Below are 20,257 nucleotides of genomic sequence, written 5' to 3' on the forward strand. Positions count from 1 at the left end.
GGATAGCAGCTCAAAAGGCCATTGATCGCATTTTCAGCGCGCGTCGAGCAGCACACATCGGTGCTGCTCGGGATGCAGTGCATTGGTGCTGCAAGCGATCAGGCGATCGACCAACCACCATCCACCAGCAATCCATGCCCCGAAACAAACGGCGCGTCATCGGAAGCCAGGAACGCAACGACATTCTGCATTCGCTACGCCTTTCCCAGCGGCGCCATCTTTGGTTGGGAATTCACCAAGGCGGGCGAAGCCATCCAGGTGGACGTCGATGGACCACTCGCCCTGGACAGCCAGGAACTGATGGTCGATGCCGCGGCGCAAGGCGTAGGGCTTGCCTATGAGTGGGAGGATCGCGCTGCGCCTTATATCGCCGATGGTCGACTTCGATACTGCCTGGAGGATTGGTGCACGACGGAGGAAAATCTGTTCCTCTACTTTCCGAGTCGCAAACATCAGTCGGCGGGTTTGAGAGCACTGATCGAGGCGATCAGGGCGTAAAGTCGGATGGACTGGATGGCGCGTCGGATGGCGCTCGTGGAAGATCACTAAGCCTTATGCCTATGGCCATGCGCACTACTGCGAAGATCGAAGCCTTCCTGGAAGCACTCTACTCGGCGCCGACCGCCGGTATACCGCACGTCTTCGATCCGTGGAACGCTATCTCCAGCGACGACATTGCTCCCGCCGCGATCGAAGGCCGCCGCGAACGCCTGAGGCTGCATCTGTCTGCTCCTGCACCGAGGTTGCTGCTGGTCGGCGAGGCGCCAGGCTATCAAGGCACACGGATCACCGGTTGCCCGTTCACCTCCGAGGCTCTGCTGCTGGAGGATGGCGTGCCGCGTATCGGAAAGTTGCACGGCCGACTTACTTCGCGGCGGCTACCCTGGCGCGAGCCATCGTCCACCATCGTGTGGCACGCGCTGCGTGAACAAGGTTTGATGGATCACACCGTCCTGTGGGGCGCCTTCCCATGGCATCCGCACGGCGCGACGCCCTTGTCGAACCGTGCGCCCAACGAAGCGGAGAAGGCCATGGGCGCGGCACTGCTGCAGCAACTGATGGCTGCGTTGCCTGGCGTGACCGTGGTGGCCGTGGGCAATGTCGCCGCCGATTCGCTGCGCAAGCTGGGCGTACACGCCGACAAGATCCGCCATCCTTCCAATGGTGGCGCGACGATGTTCCGCGCCGGACTTGCCTTGGTGGCGCAGCAACTCTGATGGCAAGGGCGACGTGCCGCGCGAACGCTTTCGACCATGAGAAGCACGGTTGGATCCGCGCTATGGCTTGACCCGCGTCAAGTACGCCTTGAACGAAGTCGCCCAGGTTCGGCCGCCGTCCCTGGAGTAATCAATTTCAAAGCGGTGGGAGTTGGTGGTGATGTCCGACCAGACGCCACGCACCAGCACGGTACGTCCCTTATAGACGGACGTGCCGTATAGCTCGCCGCGACCGTCCTTGAAGCTGCCAGTCGTGGGAGCCTCGAACGCTCCCGTATCGCCGTCTATGTAGGTCTGGCTCCATTGCCCGGCCTTGGCGTTGTAGACGAAGAGCGTGGCGCCCTCCCAGTGTCCATCCGGGCCGTCGGCCTCGATCTCCTCCAGCCATGCGCGGCCATTCCAGACCGGCCGCGCCGTCTTGGTGCCGTCCATGGTGACCGTGTGAGTCCCGCCTTCGAATGGGTCGAGTACTTGCGTCACGTGCGTATGCCACGCACCGCGAGCGAAGTCGAAGTCATGGGACCCGTCGCGCGGCGTTTCGGCCCTTGCACTCAGGGACAGGCAGGCCAGGACACCTGCCAGCATGCCTCCACCTAATTGCAGTCTCCACGTCATCGTTTTCTCCATTTAGCCAAGCCTGAGGCGTGACTCTAGGGAAAACCGATCGTTCCTGTGGGGCCAATGAGGAGAAACTCGCGTGGTCCACTTCGATGGGCGCGAGTTGGACGCGGGGCGCCAGGTAGCGAACGACCGGGCGTGGCTAGAGCACGCGGCGCAGCGCCTTGAGCCCTTGTTCGATATCGTTGAGGTCAACCGCCCCGTAGCCGAATACCAGTCCTTCCGATGTTGGCGAGCCGAAGAAATAGCGCTCGAAGGAATGCAAATGCACGTTGGACTCCGACAATCGTGCCGTGACGCGTTCCAAGCGATGGGGTTGCGTCGCGGACGCCGACACGTGCATGCCGTAGTGCGACTGCATCGGCGATAGTTCTTCGGAGAAATCCGCTCGGAGGATGTCGACCAGTAGATCTCTGCGCTTTCGAAACACATCACGGAGCTTGCGTACATGTTGCGCCAGGTGGCCGTCCGCGATGTAACGGGCGACGGCCATTTGCGTCAAGGTCGGGCAATGCCAGTCGAGACAGTTCTTGGCCGTGACCAGCGCCGACATGGCCCATGGGGGCGCCACGATGAAGCCCAGGCGCAATGCGGGAAACATGCACTTGGAGAAGGTTCCCACATAGAACACCTCATTCGCGGTGGCCGTTGAACGCAGCGCCTGCAGCGGAGCGCCGTCGTAGCGGAACTCTCCGTCGTAATCGTCCTCAATGATGACCGCGCCATGCTTGCGGGCAAAGTCGAGCAATGCCGATCGCCGCCGCATCGACATGGAGACGCCGAACGGAAACTGGTGCGACGGACAAACGCACACGATGCGTACCGAGTCCGGCAAGGCGTGAACCACCAGTCCTTCCGCGTCCACCGGTATGGGTACTACCTTCGCGCCGGCAGCGAGAAAGGCCGCACGCATCGGTGGATAGCCAGGATCCTCAATGGCGACTGTCGTAACCCCTGGGGTCACCAGCACTCGGGCGAGCATATCGAAGGCTTGTTGCGCGCCGGCGGTCACCAGCACATCGTCGGGCTCGCAGACAACCGCACGCGACACGCCGATATGCGTCGAAACGGCTGCCCGCAACGGGTAGTGCCCCTGATTGCCCTGCGGGCTCTTGAAGGCGGGAGGCTTCAATTCCATTCGCCGGAGTTGCTTGGCGCTGACCCGGCGGAATATGTCGAATGGAAACAGGCGCGGATCAACCAGCGCGGGACGAAAATCCAGACACCTCGCGGTGCTTGTCGAGGTTCCCGGTTGACTGTCGTTCCAGAAATTCAGCGCCTGTGCCAGCTCAGGTCGCGACCACAGCGCATTCAGGCGTGGATCGGGCGCTTGCCGTGTCGAGGGCCGCTCACGCGGCGGGCGTTTTTGCTTGGGCAGTACGTAGGTTCCCGAGCCTTGCCGGGACTGTACCCATCCTTCGAGCGCCAGTCGCGCATAAGCCCGGGCAACCGTGTTTCTTGAGACGCCGAAAAAGGTCGCCGACTGACGTTCCACCGGGAGTTTGGCCCCAGGGACCAAGCGACCATCCAGGATGGCGGCACGCAATTGCGTGTAGACGGCTGCCGCCGAACGGCGGCTCCCCTTGGGCGGGAGTTCGAAAGCAATTTCGAACAGGCTATTCGTATCCAGCACATCACTTGCCACGAACTGCCTCCGAACTGGCTCAAGCGCACGGGGAGGTGAACAAGCTACTGCAGCGGAGCGGGTCCTGCGCTTCCAGCGGTTGCCAATCAACGCGGAGCAAGCGGGACCATCCTGCATCGAGGTACGACCGAGCGCCATGTTCAGGCGCTCGGTGTTGTAAGTCCATAGCCCACACGTGATCGAATCCCGCGCGCCATCACCCTTGGAACAGGCTTGGAGGCTGCGCGCTGGCGGGCGATCACCTCCATGCCGAACTTCAGGAGCGTGGCGGCAAGTAGATGGGCCGCGCTGCTGCCAAGCCTTGCTTCACCTGCACGCTGCGCTCATCGGCCAGCACTTCATCCTCGCCCGCTTCGAGCCCGTCGAGCGCGCGCTTGACGATGTCCTCCGACGTCGACTTCGGGGCATCGAAGTCACGGGCAAGATCGGTATCGACAAAGCCCATATGCAGCGCCGTCACCTGCGTGTTCTGTCCTGCCAGTTCGAGGCGCAGCGCATTGGTGAGGGACCACGCGGCGGATTTGCTGGCTGAATAGGCGGCCATCGCGCCGCTCACCCACGAGACGACCGAGAGCACATTGAGCAAGGCGCCGCCGCCGTTGGCCTTGAGCACCGGCGCGAAAGCCTTGCTCATGCTCAGCATGCCGTAGAAGTTGGTCTCGAAGATGCGTCGCGTGACGGCTTCGCTGTCCTCGGCAAGAAAGCCGCCGGCCTGGGCGATGCCGGCATTGTTGATCACCAGCGTCACATCCGAGGCGAGCTTGGCGGCAGCCGCCACGTCGTCCGGGTTGGTGACGTCCAGCCGCAGAGGTTGCACACCGGGCTCGGTAATCGTGGCGGGGTCGCGCGCTGCGGCGTAGACCTTGCGGGCGCCGCGGGCGAGCAGCTCGCGGGTGAAAACCAGGCCGAGTCCGCGATTGGCACCGGTGACAAGAACAGTGGCGTCTTTGATGTTCATAGGAAACTCCAGGAGATGGGGGAAAGGGAGTGATGCCGCCTCAGGCGGTCCCGGCCGTGATGAGTTTCGTGACGAATTCCAGAGGTCCCCCGGTTGGCCGGTCGCCGTAAGGGGAGCATGTGTTTCAAGGGCTCATCGCATGGACGCAAAGGCTAGATCCTTTCAAATCCGGGCACTAGACGGTAAATTCGGAAGGCACCCTTTCATCTGGTGAGAGGCCGTGGACCGACTCGAAGCCATGACCGTGCTGCTGACGGCGGTAGACGCGGGCAGCCTTTCCGCCGCCAGCCGGCAGCTGCATATGCCGCTGGCCACCGTCAGCCGCCGCGTGTCGGAATTGGAAGCGCACCTCAATGTCCGCCTGGTGTTGCGCGGTGGGCGGAAACTCGTGCTGACCGATGCAGGGCGCGATTACGTCGCCTCCTGTCGGCAGATTCTGGAAGACATCGAGCAGGTCGAACGCACCGCCGCCGGTGAATACCGCGCGCCGCAGGGTGAATTGATCATCAGCGCGCCGGTAGTGATCGGACGCAATCACGTGGTCCCGGTGCTTGTCGCGTTCCTGCGCAGCGCTCCGCAGATTCGCGCGCACATCCAGTTGAGCGATCAGGTCAGCCATCTGTTGGAGGATCATGTCGATCTTGCCGTACGACTTGGCGCCTTGCCCGACAGCACCCTGGTAGCCACGCGCATCGCACTGCTCGACCGTGTGCTGTGCGCCAGTCCTGCGTATCTGCAGGCACGTGGCGTCCCGCAGAAACCCGAAGATCTTGCTGCGCACGATTGCATCACTTACGTGGGCTACTCGGCGGCGGACATGTGGGAATTCGGCGAGGGTCAGGCCTCGCGGGTGGTCAAGGTGTCATCGCGCCTGAGCGTCAATTCGGCCGAAGCCGCCGTGATCGCCGCCACCGAGGATGGCGGCATCGTGCGTGTCCTGGCCGATCAAGTCGATCATCTGCTGAAAGCCGGCATGCTGGTGCGCTTGCTGCAGGCCTATGAGCCTGCTCCCATGCCGCTGAGCCTGGTGTATCCGGGCCAGCGGCAGATGCCCCTGAAACTACGCGCTTTCATCGATTTCGCCACGCCGCGACTGCGCGAGCGCTTCGGCTATCAACATCCCTGATACGGATGGCAACCCGCTGAGCTTCGGCCACGCCGCTGGCTTGCTGTGATCGAAGTGACTGCGCAACGGGCTCGAATCAATCTAGACTTGCGCGCTTCGTCCCTGGTGCTGTCCCTGATTGCAATGAAACGTCGCTCGATCGTGTGGTGGGTGTTGCTTGGATGTGTGGTGAGTTCGTCGGCCGTCGCTGCGGGTGCGCCGGTGCGGCATGTGCGGCTGGGTGCTTATCGGGTCGAACGCGACGTGAAGCCGGGGCACAATAAAGTCGTGGGCACGCTGACCAACGTGGGTCGCGTGCCGGTGCATTCGGCTCGGGTGAGCTTCCGCTTGTTCGACGCCATGGGTCATGCCATCGGGCGTGCGACGGATCAGGTGCATAACCTCGCGCCCGGGCAGACGTGGAAGTTCCATGCGGTCGCCCGGGGCAATGTGAGCCGGGCGCGCGTGCTGCGTGTCGAGGAGCGGTAACGTCCACGCCGCGGGTTGAATCGGGGGATTTGGAAAGTCCGCGCTCGCGGACGGCTCGATAATGACCGCTCCCCCTTCGAGAACAGCAAAGCATGGAAACGCGCTTTACCGACTCCGGCGTCCGCATGCGTCTTCATTCATCGCGGCACGGCACGCTCAATTGGTTGTTGCTGCCCGGCGGCCCCGGCATTGGTTCGGAAAGCCTGCAGGAGTTGGCCGATGCCATGGTCGTACCCGGCCATATCTGGCTGATTGATCTTCCGGGCGACGGTTCGAATACGGAGCACGCAAGCGACGACCCGTTCGCGCACTGGCCGCAGGTGCTGATCGAAGCCGCGCAGGCCGTTGGCGACGCTGTTTTCGTGGGGCACTCCACCGGCGGCATGTATCTGCTGGCCACGCCGGCATTGCGCGGCGTGGTTCGCGGCCTGGCCTTGCTGGATACCGCACCTGATTGCGCCTGGCATGCCCAATACGTGGCGATGACCAGGCGCGATCCCCTGCCGGCTTTCGAGCAGGCCGTCGTCGCGTACACGAAGGACCCCTCTGTCGAGAATCTCACCACCTTGGCGGTCACCTCCGCCGAGTGGAACTTCACGCCCGCAGCGCTGGAAGCGGGGCGCGCCCTGCTGGCGCGCATGCCCTATAACCGCGCGGCGGTGGAATGGTCGGACGCCCACTTCGATCACACCTATGCGGCCAGCTGGTGGCCGCTCGACATACCGGTGCTGCGCCTGTGGGGCGAATGCGACCGGATCGTGAGCCAGCGCGGATGGTCGGCCGCGCGCTACAACACGCCCAACGTGATGACGGCGGCGATCCCGGATGCCGGTCATTTCCCGTGGATCGATCAACCGGCGGCCGTCTCCGCTGCCTTCAAGGCGTATGCCGAGCGAGTGCTCACAGGCTGAGCAGGGCGCGGCGAACACATTACGATCACTCGACGAATGGACCATGAGGAAGGGCGCCGCTGCGTTGGCGCTCCCCTCGATCACTCCAGGAGTCGCCCATGAAAGTCGTCACCTCGCTGGCCCTTCTTGCCGCTTCCCTGTGCCCAGCTGTACTGCTCGCCCAGTCGGGCGGTTGCGATGCCAAGCGCCAATCGATCGAGCAGGAAATCACTTATGCCCAGGCCCACGGCAACGCCTCGCGCGTGCAAGGACTGCAGACCGCCTTGGCGCAAGTGAAAGCGCATTGCTCGGATGAATCGTTGCGCACCGATGCCGAACAAAAGGTGGCCAAGGCGCAGCAGAAGGTGGTCGCGCGGGATCAGGAGTTGCAGGAAGCCAGGGAGCAGGGCAAGAGCGCCGACAAGATGGCGGACCGCCAGCGCAAGGCGGACGAAGCCCATGCCCAACTCCAGCAGGCCATGATGGATGCCGAGGCCTTGCACTGATCCCGCGGGATCTTGCCAGCACCGGAGTGGACGCCGCTCCCGCCGAGGCGCAGTCGCATGAAGCGCGGCGCCTCATGCCTGCAAGCGAACCTTTCGTGTCACGTGGCCATTGAATGTCGGGGTTAGAATCCTCATGGTTGAGCTGCGTTCGAACCAAGGAACCCCATGAACGACTCGTCCCACCTGACCCAGCAAGCCGTTTCCATACGAGGCATCAGCAAGACCTATAAGGGCGGCTTCCAGGCGCTGAAGGCGATCGATCTGGACATACGGCGTGGCGAGATCTTTGCCTTGCTCGGTCCCAATGGTGCAGGCAAGACCACGCTGATCAGCATCATCTGCGGCATCGTCAAACCCAGCGGCGGCAACGTGACGGTGGATGGTCACGATGTGCTGCGCGACTATCGCGCGACGCGCTCGAAGATCGGCCTGGTGCCGCAGGAACTATCCACCGATGCCTTTGAAACGGTCTGGGCGTCGGTGCGATTCAGCCGCGGCCTGTTCGGGCGCGAGCGCAACGACGCGCATATCGAGAAAGTGCTGCGTGCACTGTCGCTGTGGGAAAAGAAGGACGCCAAGATCATGACCCTGTCCGGGGGCATGAAGCGCCGCGTGCTGATCGCCAAGGCGCTGGCGCATGAGCCCAGCATCCTGTTCCTGGACGAACCCACCGCCGGCGTCGATGTGGAACTGCGCCACGACATGTGGCAGATGGTGCGCGGGCTTCGCGAAACCGGCGTCACCGTGATCCTCACCACGCACTACATCGAGGAGGCCGAGGAAATGGCCGACCGCGTGGGTGTAATCACGCGCGGTGAGCTGATCCTGGTGGAAGAAAAAGATGTACTGATGCGCAAGCTGGGCAAGAAGCAGCTTTCCATCACGCTGCAGACGCCGATGCAGGCGCTGCCCGAGGGCCTGGATGCAACCGGCCTGGAGCTGGCCGACGACGGCGCCACGTTGATCTATACCTTCGACGCCCAGAGCGAAGACACCGGCATTGCCGAACTGCTGCGCAAGCTGGCCGAGCGCGGCGTGGACTTCAAGGACCTGCATACATTGGAAAGTTCGCTCGAAGATATTTTCGTCAGCCTCGTGCGGGGTGCGCCATGAATCTCCCCGCGATCCGCGCCATCTACCGCTTCGAGATGGCCCGCACCTTCCGCACCCTGACCCAGAGCATCGTGTCGCCGGTGTTGTCGACGTCGCTGTATTTCATTGTGTTCGGCACGGCAATCGGCTCGCGCATGGGCGAGATCGGGGGCACCAGCTATGGCGCCTTCATCATTCCCGGCCTGATCATGTTGTCGCTGCTCAACGAGAGCATCTCCAACGCCTCGTTCGGCATTTATCTGCCCAAGTGGTCGGGCACCATCTATGAACTGCTTTCCGCCCCGGTGTCAGCGCTGGAGGCGATCCTGGGCTATGTGGGCGCGGCCGCTTCCAAGTCGGTGATGCTCGGGCTGCTGATCCTTGTGACGGCGCGTTTCTTCGTGCCGTACAGCATCCTGCATCCGGGCTGGATGATCGTGTTCCTGCTGCTGACGGCGGTGAMCTTCAGCCTTTTCGGTTTCATCATCGGCCTGTGGGCGGATGACTTCCAGAAACTGCAGGTGATCCCGTTGATGGTGGTGACGCCGCTCACCTTCCTTGGCGGCGCGTTCTATTCCATCGGCATGCTGCCGCCGTTCTGGCAGAAGGTCGCGCTGTTCAACCCGGTGGTTTATCTGATCAGCGGCTTCCGCTGGAGCTTCTACGGACACTCCGACGTCAACGTGGTGTTGAGCGCAGGCATGACCCTGGGCTTTCTGCTGCTGTGCGCCGTGGCGGTGGCCTGGATCTTCCGCACCGGATACAAGCTGCGCTCCTGAGTCCGGGGCGGGCCGCCGCCCCGATATGCTGGAAGTTCCAAGTGCCCGGGCCGTGACGTCTGGGCCATTGCCTCGTCCCGTCCGTCATGTATACAGTGTATACATGAGCCGCCTCACCACCGCCGAAAAAATCCTCAAGGCCGCGCATCGGCTATTCGATCGCGAAGGCGCCGACGCAGTGACCATGCGCCGCGTCGCCGAGGCGGTGGGTATCACCCCGATGGCGATTTATCGGCACTTCCCGACTCGCGATGCATTGCTGAAGCAGCTGTCCGATGACAGCTTCAAGGCCGTCGCGCATGAGTGGGAGGCGCATCGCGGGAAGAGCCGCGACGTGATGAAGCGACTGATGGCGCTGGCTGGCCCTTATCTCGATTACGCGTTGGCGCACCCACACCTGTTCGATCACGCCTTCTCGGTGCGCCGCGACGACGCACGCCGTTATCCCGAGGATTTCCGCGCCGGGCTGTCGCCCACCTTCAATGTCGTGGTCGACACCGTGGCCGAAGGGATGGCCAAGGGCGTGCTCAAGCAAGACGACCCGCACGATGTCGCCATGGCCCTTTGGGCCCAGCAGCACGGTCTGGTCGCCCTTTATCGCGCCGGTCGTTTCAGTTTCGACGAGGCGGCGTTCCGCGCTTTCTATCTGCAATCGATGGAGAGGTTGATCCATGGCATCAAGGCTTGATGGTTCCGCTCTTCTGACCTGGCTGGGCGCGACAGCGCTGGCTGCCCTGTGCTGGTGGTATGGCAGCGGCGTGCAACCGCTGTGGTGGCTTACCTGGCTGGCGCCGCTGCCGGTGCTGTGGCTCGCGCCGAGGGTGCGTGCGCCCGTGGCTGCACTCGCTGCCTTCGCTGCGTTCGCGACCGGTGGCTTCAACCAGTGGGACTACCTGCACCACTACATCGGTTTGCCGCTGCCGTTCATTGCGTATGCCATCGGCATGCCGGGCGTGGCGCTCGCTTTGTGCGTGCTGCTGTTTCGTCGATTGCTGCTGCGTGGCAGCAGCTTGCTGGCGACGCTGGCGGTGCCGACCGCCTGGCTTGCCATCGAATACATCAGCAGCCTGCTTTCGCCGCACGGCACCTTCGGCAGCATCGGCTACACCCAGATGGATGCCCTGCCCATCCTCCAGGTGGCCGCAGTCGCCGGACTCTGGGGTATCAGTTTCCTGGTGTTGCTGGTGCCCACCGCGATCGCCGTGCTGCTCGCACCGCGGGCTGCAAAACGAGACCGCTTGATCGTGGCGGTGTCGACCGCCGTCGTGCTCGCCGTGTCGCTTGCCTATGGCGGCTGGCGGTTGCAGGCGCCAGCCGTGTCTACGATGCGCATCGGCCTGGTGTCGCTGGAAAAGCCGATCCGTCCCGCCCTGGCGGATGCCGATGGCCAGGCCCTGCAAGCGCGCTATGTCGATGCCGTGAGTCGTCTCGCGGACCAGGGCGCGCATCTGGTGCTGATACCCGAAACCTCGTTCGCCACGCCCGATGCCAACCTTCCTGCGCTGGCGCAGCTGGCGACGCGGCGTGGCATCACCGTGGCGGCCGGCATCGACTTCAAGGGTGATCCCCGCGCCGAACGCAACATGCTGGCGGTGTTCCAACCGGCAGCGGCGTCGCCGGCAACCTACAGCAAGCAGCACCTGATACCGGGCTTCGAGCGTCAGTACACGCCGGGCAGCGGCTACACCATGCTTGGCGACGGGCCGCGGATCGGTCTGGCGGTATGCAAGGACATGGACTTCCACGACATTGGCCGCGCCTACGCCGCGCGCCATGCGCAATTGCTGCTGGTGCCGGCATGGGATTTCAGCATCGACGGCTGGCTGCACGGACGCATGGCCATCATGCGCGGCGTGGAAAACGGCTTTGCCGTGGCGCGTGCACCTCGTTCCGGCCGGCTCACCCTGAGCGATGATCGCGGCCGCGTGGTCGCCGAAGCGTCCAGCGAGCAACACGACGCCGAACTGGTCGGTGAGCTGCCGTTGCGTGAAACACGCACGCTCTACGGCCGCTGGGGCGACTGGTTTGCCTGGCTCGATATGTTGGGCCTGGCCGCATGCCTTGCATTCGCGCTGCGACCGTCCGTGTCGCAGCGATGAAACACTTAGCGCCGCTTCCGCACCGGAATTGATGGCACGCGGCAGACCGTCGTCCGGTTCGCGCAAAATTACGTAGTCTTCAGCAGGTGGGGATCTCCCCGCCGGCGTGCATTCGCCCGTTGCCCTCGCGGCGGATATCAGCTTCGCCCCGATCAGCAGGAAATTACGTTTTAGCGCGGGAGCTGGCCTCTGCTTTCTGGCCTATGGCGGAGGTTGGCCACCCCGCGGCGCAGCTAATCCGCGACGGCGTACGCGCTCTTGTGAAGCAGAGAAGGGCAGGCGGGTGGATGCCCACCCGGGCCGCGACACACCACGATGGCTGACGCCGCGGCGTATGCCGCCCGATCAAACACGTGGTTCCTGCCATAGTCCGGCGGCGTCATGCCGAGCCGGAAGAGCATCTCGCGCATCACATGCACCTTGGCGTTCCTGCGCGTGGCGTCGGTGTTGTAGGTGAAGCTGATGGTGGTGGACGACTCGTCGCTGGTCTCCACCATGTGCGGACTGGTCAGCGGCATGTATACGCCCGTGCCGGGCCCCAGCTTGAACACGTGTGCGCGCTGGCGGAACTCCTCGCTCCACAGCGTGCGGCTCAAATCGTGACGCATGTGAAAGCAATCGCGAGCACGGTCGCTGCATACGGCGGTGTCATCGGCGTCCCAGACATAGACGGTCTTGGTGCCACGCACCTGCAACAGCAGCACGTGGCTGCGATCGATGTGGAAAGGCGTGGCTGTATTGGGCGAGGCGGAAAAGATCCAGCCCGCGCGGTAGTAAAGCCCGGGATCCTTGCGCTCGATCTGGGGCTTGATCGGATTGATCACCGCATCGACCAGCTCGCGATAGAGCGGGTCCGCCTGGATGTGCCGCAGCAGCACCCACGCCTTCGCCGCGCTGATATCGCGTAGCGAATCGACCGCCGACTTGGCAGTGGGAAACAAGCTGGCAGCGTCGTCGAAGTCGGTGCCGGCGCTGACATTGCTGTTGAACGCGTACCAGAGCTTGGTGCCGCGACAGCGCTTGCCAAGTTCCACCAGCTGTTCGGTCTGCAACAGCGGGTGGTCAGTCAGACAGTGTTTCAGCGGCTGGATGCGCCATGGATCAAACGCGTCCCAATCCATCTCGATAAACGTTTTTGTGCTTTCACTCATAGCGGACCCCCAACCCTTGCGAGCGCATGCGTCGCGTGTGATGTGTGGCCCCTGTGATGAATATTTATACGCTGAGGCATCGCCAGCGAGCAGGCGTCTAAACGCAATACGCCGTGAAAGAAACTACGTTCCGGGATGGCTGTACGTGCATCGTCGCAAGAGATTGCACTCGATCGCCTGGCGTCAGGAAAGGCGAAAATAGTTTCGCCGCGCAACGATGGCGACGCGCATGGTGCGTGCTGAAAATCGCGGTTCAACGCCTTAAAAAAGCTAGCTTGCGCGTATCTGTCGATAAGCGTTGCTGATACAACCGTGCGTCACTTGTGGCTACGCTGGTGACTGGCAATCAGCTTGCGCGCGGCTTCGCCTTGGCGCGTTTGCGGGTGCTTGGCGCACGCGCGGCATCACTCGTCGTCGGTGCGTTTGCGTTGATCTGTTCGATCCACGACAAGCTGTCCGCGTACGAGAGGAATTGTTCGAGATAACCCGGCGACAGTTCGCGCATGAGTGCGATGGAACGATGCACCAGCGCGCCGGAGTTCAAGGGGCCCGCATTCTCCGGCACCTGTTCCAGCGACTGCCGCATCTGGCTGGTGGTGCGCAGCGTGGACCAGAGCCTCTTGAACTGATCGAGCATCTCCAGCGTGGGATAGCTGGCGCCTGGCAGTGCTTCACGAGTGGCGGCGTGCTCAAGGCGCGCCGCTATGCCCGTTTCGATATGGGCGAGCAGATCATTCAGCGCACTTGGCGCACCTGTCGTCGCCTGATCGGTGTTCGCGCCGGGCGCCGCATTGCCCAGTTCGTGCGCGTACGCCTCGATCAGTTCGGCCAGGCGAGCATCGAGGATGTGCCGCGTCTTGCCTTCGTGCCTGGACGCGCGCGTTGCCAGCGCTTCCATCACGTGAAAGCGCATGGGATCGAGCCGGTCGGCGCCTTGTTCACGCCACGCGGCTAACTTCGCGCGAGCGGTCGCCGCATCAGGGCTCATGGGCAGCCACGTTGGCATTCGACGGTCGCGGCATTGGCGCCATTTCCACGCGGCGATTCTTGGCGCGGCCTTCGTCGTTTGTATTCGTGCTTACCGGTTGCTCCGCRCCAAAGGCGGCGGCGAATACCGATGACGCAGGCACGCCTTCGGCGATCAAGGCGCGGGTGACGGTGAGCGCGCGCTCGGCCGACAGTTCCCAGTTGTCGGCGAACTGCTTATTGCCGTCGCGCACCTGGCGGTCGTCGGTGAAGCCGCTGACCATCAGGATTTCGTCGCGCGATTTCAGATAGCCGGCCAGTGGACTGGCAAGACTCTTCAACAGGTCGCGTCCTTCCGGCTGCAACTGATCGGAGTTCAAGGCAAACAACACGCTGCCGCGAATACCGATGCGCCCATTGACCAGAGTGACGCGTCCGGCGGCCAGCGGCCCTGCCAAGGCCTGCTCCAGCGTCTGGCGACGCTGCGCTTCGGCCTGGCGCTGTTTGACCTCTTCATCCAGCCGGCTCGACAGCTGCAACTGCATGCCGATCACGCCGACCAGGATCAGCACGAACGCGCCCAGCAACACCGACATCAGGTCGCCGAAGGCGGCCCAGATCGTGGCGCTCGATTCGGCTTCGCCTTCCAGGTCGTCGATCATGCCGTTTCGGCCTCGATCGCGGCGCGCTGGCTGGCAAGCTGCTGCATGTCTTCGATGATCTGCTTCTGCGACAGCATGCTCAGGTCGATCACTTCCCGCGCCTGGGCCACGTAGTAAGCGAGCTGCTCGTCGCTGCGCGCGACCGACTTGTCCAGCGCGCTGGCAATCAGCTCCAGGCGTTCCATCAGTGCCTCGTTGGATTGACCAAACGACTGCACCGCCGCGCCGAACGCATCGCCCAGGCTCGCCACTTCGACGGCACTGCTGGTGACTTGTGCGGCCACGGCGTTGAGCTTGCCGGTCTCCGCTTCGATATGGTCGGTGAAGCGCGTGCTGACGCGCTCCAGCAGGTCGGCCGAGGTGACCACCAGTGCGTCCACGGCGGTGCGCTGCTCGGTGGATGCGTGGTTTACCGCATCGAGCAGGGTTTCCAGCGTGGCCAGCAGGCGGCTGCGTTCTTCCAGCATGGCGGTGTCGCGCACCATGCTTTCGGACAGCTTCTGGCGCAGCTCGGCAACCACTTCGGCGGCGGCCTTGGGTGCTTCGGAGGCGGCCTCGACCAGGCGGGAGATCTCGGCGATGGTGGCGCTGGCGTGCGACTGGGTTTGTGCCGAGATGTCGGCGGCGGTGCGCGCCAGTGCATCGCAGACGGTCTGCTGCTGGCTCGCGGCATGCTCGCTCGCCTGCGCCCACTGCGTGCCCAGCGTGTCGGTCATGGCGCCGAGCGCCTGCGACCAGGCGGCCAGTCGTTCGTGATCGCGCGATTCCAGCGTGGCTTGCAGCTGCGCATGCGATTGCTGCATCAGCTCGACCAGCGATGCGGCGCGTTGTTCGAAACTTGCCGCGGCCGTATCCCAGGCCTGCTGATTGCGCGCGGCGAGTTCGCCATTGGCGTCCTGCTGCTGCGACAGCGCCTGCTTCCAGGCGTCGGCAACGCCGTGGGTGGTGGCGTCCAGGCGTGCGGAGACGTTGTCCAGCAGGCCGGCCGAGCGTTGTTCAAAGGTGTCGGTGAATTGCTGCAGTGAGCCGCGCAGGTCGTGAGTCAGTGCTTCGTTGGTGCCGCGATGCTCCGCCAGGGCGGCGTTCCACAGCTCGGCGACCGTGGTGGTGGTGGTCTCCATGCCGCGGGTCAGCGCCTGCAGTTGCTGCTGCACGGCCTGATTCACCTGATTGTGCAGCGACACGGTCTCGCGCGCGATACCGTCCATCGTGGCCGTCATGATGGGCTGCAATGCCGACGAAGCGGCACGGGCGCTTTCACTCACGCTGTCCTTCAGCGACGTTTCCACCGAAGCGGCGAGGCGGGTGTAGCTCGCTTCGGTACGCGCGTGGAACGCTTCCTGCCCGGCCAGCTGGCGCTCGTTTGCAGCGACGCTCTGCTGCTCGATGGTCGCCATCATCGTCTGCAGGCGATCGACCAGGGTCGGCATCAGCTCGGTCTGTTGCTGCAGCAGCTTGAAAGCCTGCTCACGCTGATGGCTCTGCGAGTACACGCGCAGCGTGGTGGCGATCTTCGCGTCCAGCAGCTGCACGGCCTGCAGGCGCTCGCGGCGGCACAGGGCGGAGAGCAGGCCGAGCATGGCCGAGCTGGCGACGCCGGCAATCGACGTGCCGAACGCAAAGCCCAGGCCCTTGACCGGCGCGGCGAGCGAGCCGCGGATGGCCTGCAGATCGGTCGCGCTTTCCAGCGCGATGCCGGTGCCGCGCAGCGTCGCCATCATGCCGAGCAGGGTGCCGAGCATGCCCAGCAGCACCAGCAAGCCGACCAGATACGGCGTGAGCGACGGCACGGGCATGGCCGCGCGCTCGCCTTCGACGCGCAGGCGCGTCGCGTTGCGCACGCTCGGATGCAGGCTGCTGAGCCAGTCAGCAAGGCTGGCCGGCGCGGCGGACAGCGCCGTCACCGCCTGCGTCAGCGTTGCCGTGGCTTGCCGATAGCGATGCAACTCCAGCGCACCGGCGAGATAGCACAGGCCAATCAAACCCGCGACGGCAGCGCCCAGCGGATTGGAACCGATGTAACCGGCGCCGATCCAGCACACCGCGACAAGGCCGGCAACGAACACGGCGAGATGAAGAAGATTTCTGAACATGACTACCCAATTAGCTGGTGCGAAGCGCTGCAAGCAAGCCTTCGACCGGTTGAAAACGAACGTCCAGTTCGGCGAGCAACACGCTCTGCATATCCCTGCGAAACACGTCCAGCCAGGCGCCGCGGATCACCGCGGTGGTGTTCTCGGTGGCCTGCGCATCGTCGAGCGATTTGCCCTCGGCCTCGCGCAGGCGATCAAAATGTTTTCCCAGTACCGCAGGCACGGCGGCCAACAGCATTTGTTCGCGCGGACTCAGCGCCTGCTCCATCACCGCATCCACCGCGGCCAGTCGCGCCATGTCGTGGCTCTTCTGCGCGAGCATGTCGCGCAGCCGGCCGCGCAGATGGCCGGTGGTCGCCTGCATCTTCCGCTGCAGGGCGAAGTAGCGTTGGCGGAAGACGGCGTAATCGACCGCCTCGTCCGCCGGCTGTCGTTCGGTGAACGCCTTGTCGCCGGCAATCGTCTGCGCCAGCGACACGCGCGCACGCGCGCACTCCTCATCATCCGCACTGCCGAAGGAGGGGGCATCGCCGCCGTCGACGGAGGGCTGGCCGTCCAGCACCGTGGACAAGGCCAGCGCATGCGTCCAGTCGAGCCAWTGGCTCAGCCGGTCCGARAGCGACTGTYTGGATTGGGCGACGTCAACGTCCGTCAGGCGTGCAAGCAAGCGAATGAACGTTGGGCCACGGACTGTCGTCCAGGGAGAGGCAGACACCATCAACTACTGGCAATAAAACCGTCATTTTACACGGTAAGCCGACCCGGGCGCCTTCCGCGCGATGTCGGCACTCGCCGCCGGCCGGTTCGGCCCGATCCCGTTCAGCACTAGCTGTAGTAGGCTTTACACATAGGTTGATTGCGTATCTCGAGGGCTGGCCCAGGATGAGCGTAGTCGCATCCGGCGACATCCATGGGGAAAACCAATGAACGCTCGACTTATCTTCGCCTCCGCCCTGTTCCTGACCGGTACGGGTTTGTCCTTCGCCCAGCCCGCACCCGCTGCCACGATGGATGGCATGGCCATGGCAGAAACCGCCGCGCCCGTGGCCGCCCCCAAGCTGCAGGCGGCCATGCGCTCCCTGTGGCACGACCATGTGGTGCACACCCGCGAATACGCCCTGGCCGTGCATGCGCACGACGCCGCCAAGGCGAAGGCGGCGGAAGACGCCGTGGTGACCAATGCCAAGGCAATCGCCAATGCAGTGGGCAGCTTCTATGGGAAGGCCGCGGGCGAGCAGATGTTCACCTTGCTGGCGGGACATTGGGCTGGCGTGAAGGCGCTCACCCAGGCCGACAGCACGCACGACAAGACCGCCGAAACGGCGGCGATGAACGCGCTGGCCACCAATGGCGGCGAGATCGCCAAATTCCTCGCCGGCGCCAATCCGAACCTGCCGGAATCGGCGGTATCGAGCCTGCTGGCCGGGCATGTGGCGCATCATTCGGCACAGATCGAGGAAATCATGGCAGGCGACATGACGGCCGAAGCCAGCACCTGGACCGCGATGCAGCAGCATATGAACGTGATTGCCGATGCGCTGGCCGGCGCCATCGCCAAGCAGTTCCCGGCCAAGGCAGCCTGATCGTGAGCGGTCTGGACCAGCTTGGCGATACGCAGCAGCGCCTGATGCGGGCCCTGCTGGCGGAACACGCCGGGAGCACGGTCGAGACCCTCTGCGGCAAGCTGCGCATCACCCATAACGCCGTGCGCCAGCACCTGAGCGCGCTGATCGCGCACGGCTACGTGGAGCGGGCCCGCTCGCGTCCCAGCGGCGGGCGACCGTTGGCGATCTTTCGCATCACCGAGACGGGCAGCGCGCTGTTCCCCCGCAACTACGCGGTGATTGCTTCGGAAATGTTCGTCGCCCTGCGCACGCAGCTGGGCGACGAACAACTCGAAGCCTTCATGCAGCAGATGGGCCGCTCACTGGGCCAGCGGGAGCTGCCCTTGCCGGCCACGGCGAGCCACGAAGAGGTCGTGCGCGCGCTGTCGGCGCAGCTCGATCGCCTGGGCTACGAGGCGCTGCCAGTGAAATATCGCGACGAATGGCAGATCGAAGCCTTCAATTGCGTCTTTCACGAGGTGGCCAGGCAACACAAGGAAGTGTGCAAGTTCGACCTGGCCTATATGAAGGCGGCCAGCGGGCGCGAGGTGCACCACATGGAATGCATCGTGCGCGGCGGGCAGTGCTGCCGCTTCCGTCTCGGCGTGGCGGCGACGGAGCCTGACCCGCACAACCTTCCGTAACCGGCCGGGCACTCACGCAGAGCCGAAGCGATGCACGCTGCGGGCAGCGAGAGGTCGGGCGAACCACACATGCATACGGGCGAGCAGTACCACCAAATCATGCTGAGCTCGCCGCGCGACCAGCAGGTGCGCGACCGCTTTCAGAAGCTGGCGCTGGAGCTGTTGCCCGCCGGCGCCGAGGTGCTCGATTTCGGCGCGGGCACCGGCATCGATGCCAAGACCTATGCCGCCAGCGGTCACCCGACGTTCGTGTATGAGCCGTCCGAGGCCATGCGCGGTTACCTGGCCGTGCACTGCCGCGACGATATCGAGCGCAAGGCGATCATGCCGGTGACATCGCCGCAGGCCTGCCGGGTGGGCGCCGTGACGGCGAATTTCGCGGTGCTCAACCATATTCCCGATCAGGCGGCGCTGTTCGAGCAGCTGTCGGGCGTGGTTCGCCCCGGCGGCTTCGTGCTGGCAAGCATGCTCAACCCGTATTTCCTCGGCGACGCGCGTTATCGATGGTGGCGGGCGAACCTGCTCAATCTCGCGCTGCGCGGCCACTATGCCATTACCAGCGAGAGCAACATCCATCGCTTTGCGCCGCGCATCGTGGCGCGTGCGGCCGCGCCGCATTTTCGGCTGGAGCGCGTGCTTCCACGCGGGCTGGGCACATTCACCGATCTCTACCTGTTCCTGCTGTTGCGGCGGTGCTGACATGTGGAAGGACTGGCTAAGGCCGTTCGTTCGCCCGCTGCCGCAATGGGCGACGATTGCGCTGGCGCCGCCGCAACACGCGGTGGACGCCAGTTTGCGCTGGGACGGTGGCTCGGCCGATGTCACCAACGATCACACGGTGGCGTCGCTCAAGCCGCTGACCATCGCCACCAGCGTCGATGCCGGCGACCATGCGGTGATCCAATACAGCGATCGTGCCACGGGCGACACCGTCGGCACGTTGCACTTGGCCAAAGCCACCTCTATTGCTGTCGACGACAAGACGCTCACGCTTTACCACGTGGCCAAAGGCGAACATCGCTGCCTCGGCTGGCCGCGCCGCCCGTGGAATGCATGGCTGCAAAATCGCCTGATGCGCAAACATCCTTCGGCGCAGCATGCATTGATGACGCCCGCAGCGGTGCAGCAGTTGATGATCGCCTACCTTTGCCCGCGGCCGGTCGTGCTGGTGTCGGTGGGAGCCGGGGATCATCAGAATATATTTCCGATGGACTTGATCGGTCCGCTGGAACGCAGCGGTTTCTATTCGCTGGCGTTGCGCAGCACCAATGTCTCCGCGCCCTTCATGCGCGAGCTGCGCAAGGTGGCGCTGTCCAGCGTGCCGGCCACGATGAAAGCGGCGGTCTACAAGCTCAGCGAGCACCACAAGCATCCGTTGCAGGATTGGCAGGCCTTGCCGTTTCCGGTTCGCCCCTCGCAGGACTTCGGGATACCCGCGGTGGCCGAGTCGCTGCGAATCCACGAGTTGAGCATCGTGCACAGCCAGGAGATCGGTTCGCACCTGTTCTTCGTGTGTCGTGTCGCCTCAGGCGAAGAGCTGTCCGACGGTACGCAGCTGCATCACACGCCGGCGTATTACCAGGCGTATCGGCGGCATCAGGCGGAGGCGTTTGCGGAGGTCTAGTTCGCCCGAACGCCACAGCTGTTTGTGTAGGAGCGCACTTGTGCGCGACAACCTACGGAGCGATACACCAAAGCGTGGCTGTCGCGCACAGGGTGCGCTCCCACAGACAATCGTT

General features: G+C 64.0%; 22 protein-coding genes. 14 read left to right on the forward strand and 8 right to left on the reverse strand.

Annotated features, from left to right (window positions below; translation table 11 throughout):
- Positions 1–60: 60 nt before the first annotated feature.
- Positions 61–498: a LysR substrate-binding domain-containing protein gene (locus AC1DMG_RS05635; protein WP_477180241.1), complete on the forward strand. Its 438-nt coding sequence runs from the start codon at positions 61–63 to the stop codon at positions 496–498.
- Between the two features lie 68 nt (positions 499–566).
- Entirely contained in the window at positions 567–1,217 is a 651-nt protein-coding gene (locus AC1DMG_RS05640) for a uracil-DNA glycosylase (protein ID WP_441602080.1), read from the forward strand.
- Positions 1,218–1,277: 60 nt separating this feature from the next.
- Here AC1DMG_RS05640 and AC1DMG_RS05645 read toward each other — a convergent pair whose 3' ends face one another.
- From AC1DMG_RS05645 to AC1DMG_RS05655, 3 genes are all read right to left on the reverse strand, one after another.
- A complete protein-coding gene (locus tag AC1DMG_RS05645) occupies positions 1,278–1,832 on the reverse strand; it encodes a hypothetical protein (RefSeq protein ID WP_441611355.1) in 555 nt (184 codons plus the stop codon).
- 145 nt (positions 1,833–1,977) lie between these two features.
- Positions 1,978–3,480, reverse strand: a complete 1,503-nt coding sequence (gene pdxR / locus AC1DMG_RS05650) for a MocR-like pyridoxine biosynthesis transcription factor PdxR (RefSeq protein ID WP_441602082.1) — start codon at positions 3,478–3,480, stop codon at positions 1,978–1,980.
- Between the two features lie 256 nt (positions 3,481–3,736).
- Positions 3,737–4,438: an SDR family oxidoreductase gene (locus AC1DMG_RS05655; protein WP_441602083.1), complete on the reverse strand. Its 702-nt coding sequence runs from the start codon at positions 4,436–4,438 to the stop codon at positions 3,737–3,739.
- 220 nt (positions 4,439–4,658) lie between these two features.
- On the opposite strand from AC1DMG_RS05655, the gene AC1DMG_RS05660 reads away from it, so the two are divergent.
- From AC1DMG_RS05660 to AC1DMG_RS05695, 8 genes are all read left to right on the forward strand, one after another.
- Positions 4,659–5,564, forward strand: coding sequence for a LysR family transcriptional regulator (locus AC1DMG_RS05660; RefSeq protein ID WP_441602084.1), 906 nt, complete (start codon positions 4,659–4,661; stop codon positions 5,562–5,564).
- A 123-nt stretch (positions 5,565–5,687) separates the two neighbouring features.
- A complete protein-coding gene (locus AC1DMG_RS05665) occupies positions 5,688–6,032 on the forward strand; it encodes an FxLYD domain-containing protein (protein ID WP_441602085.1) in 345 nt (114 codons plus the stop codon).
- Positions 6,033–6,157: 125 nt separating this feature from the next.
- Positions 6,158–6,943, forward strand: a complete 786-nt coding sequence (locus AC1DMG_RS05670) for an alpha/beta fold hydrolase (RefSeq protein ID WP_441611353.1) — start codon at positions 6,158–6,160, stop codon at positions 6,941–6,943.
- 98 nt (positions 6,944–7,041) lie between these two features.
- Complete coding sequence (locus AC1DMG_RS05675; RefSeq protein WP_441602087.1) at positions 7,042–7,428, forward strand: DUF1090 domain-containing protein; 387 nt, start codon at positions 7,042–7,044, stop codon at positions 7,426–7,428.
- Between the two features lie 165 nt (positions 7,429–7,593).
- Complete coding sequence (locus AC1DMG_RS05680; RefSeq protein ID WP_441602088.1) at positions 7,594–8,541, forward strand: ABC transporter ATP-binding protein; 948 nt, start codon at positions 7,594–7,596, stop codon at positions 8,539–8,541.
- Positions 8,538–9,299, forward strand: coding sequence for an ABC transporter permease (locus AC1DMG_RS05685; RefSeq protein WP_477180242.1), 762 nt, complete (start codon positions 8,538–8,540; stop codon positions 9,297–9,299). Before AC1DMG_RS05680 ends, AC1DMG_RS05685 begins: the two co-directional genes overlap by 4 nt.
- Before the next feature lie 103 nt (positions 9,300–9,402).
- Positions 9,403–9,987, forward strand: coding sequence for a TetR/AcrR family transcriptional regulator (locus tag AC1DMG_RS05690; RefSeq protein WP_441611351.1), 585 nt, complete (start codon positions 9,403–9,405; stop codon positions 9,985–9,987).
- Entirely contained in the window at positions 9,971–11,398 is a 1,428-nt protein-coding gene (locus tag AC1DMG_RS05695) for an apolipoprotein N-acyltransferase (protein WP_441602091.1), read from the forward strand. The genes AC1DMG_RS05690 and AC1DMG_RS05695 overlap by 17 nt, the downstream gene beginning before the upstream one ends.
- 233 nt (positions 11,399–11,631) lie before the next feature.
- On the opposite strand, the gene AC1DMG_RS05700 is transcribed toward AC1DMG_RS05695, so the two are convergent.
- The 5 genes from AC1DMG_RS05700 to AC1DMG_RS05720 form a co-directional block, all read right to left on the reverse strand.
- Positions 11,632–12,549: a JmjC domain-containing protein gene (locus AC1DMG_RS05700; RefSeq protein ID WP_441602092.1), complete on the reverse strand. Its 918-nt coding sequence runs from the start codon at positions 12,547–12,549 to the stop codon at positions 11,632–11,634.
- A gap of 346 nt (positions 12,550–12,895) precedes the next feature.
- The gene (locus AC1DMG_RS05705) at positions 12,896–13,537 is read right to left on the reverse strand and encodes a DUF2894 domain-containing protein (RefSeq protein ID WP_441602093.1); all 642 of its coding nucleotides are present in this window, start codon (positions 13,535–13,537) and stop codon (positions 12,896–12,898) included.
- Positions 13,527–14,177, reverse strand: a complete 651-nt coding sequence (locus AC1DMG_RS05710) for an OmpA family protein (protein ID WP_441602094.1) — start codon at positions 14,175–14,177, stop codon at positions 13,527–13,529. The genes AC1DMG_RS05705 and AC1DMG_RS05710 overlap by 11 nt, the downstream gene beginning before the upstream one ends.
- Positions 14,174–16,270: a DUF802 domain-containing protein gene (locus tag AC1DMG_RS05715; protein ID WP_477178545.1), complete on the reverse strand. Its 2,097-nt coding sequence runs from the start codon at positions 16,268–16,270 to the stop codon at positions 14,174–14,176. The genes AC1DMG_RS05710 and AC1DMG_RS05715 overlap by 4 nt, the downstream gene beginning before the upstream one ends.
- A 10-nt stretch (positions 16,271–16,280) precedes the next feature.
- On the reverse strand, positions 16,281–16,988 hold the full coding sequence (locus AC1DMG_RS05720; protein ID WP_477180243.1) for a DUF3348 domain-containing protein: 708 nt from the start codon (positions 16,986–16,988) through the stop codon (positions 16,281–16,283).
- 205 nt (positions 16,989–17,193) lie between these two features.
- Here AC1DMG_RS05720 and AC1DMG_RS05725 point away from each other — a divergent pair, with 205 nt between their 5' ends.
- The 4 genes from AC1DMG_RS05725 (at position 17,194) to AC1DMG_RS05740 (ending at position 20,142) form a co-directional block, all read left to right on the forward strand.
- The gene (locus AC1DMG_RS05725; protein ID WP_441611349.1) at positions 17,194–17,853 is read left to right on the forward strand and encodes a hypothetical protein; all 660 of its coding nucleotides are present in this window, start codon (positions 17,194–17,196) and stop codon (positions 17,851–17,853) included.
- A 2-nt stretch (positions 17,854–17,855) separates the two neighbouring features.
- Entirely contained in the window at positions 17,856–18,518 is a 663-nt protein-coding gene (locus AC1DMG_RS05730; RefSeq protein ID WP_441602098.1) for a helix-turn-helix transcriptional regulator, read from the forward strand.
- Between the two features lie 69 nt (positions 18,519–18,587).
- Positions 18,588–19,217 carry a class I SAM-dependent methyltransferase gene (locus AC1DMG_RS05735; protein WP_441602099.1) on the forward strand — a complete coding sequence of 210 codons (630 nt, stop codon included), beginning with the start codon at positions 18,588–18,590 and terminating at the stop codon, positions 19,215–19,217.
- 1 nt (position 19,218) lies between these two features.
- The gene (locus tag AC1DMG_RS05740) at positions 19,219–20,142 is read left to right on the forward strand and encodes a flavin reductase (protein WP_441602100.1); all 924 of its coding nucleotides are present in this window, start codon (positions 19,219–19,221) and stop codon (positions 20,140–20,142) included.
- Positions 20,143–20,257: the final 115 nt, after the last annotated feature.

Source organism: Dyella sp. 01N36 (assembly GCF_056399745.1).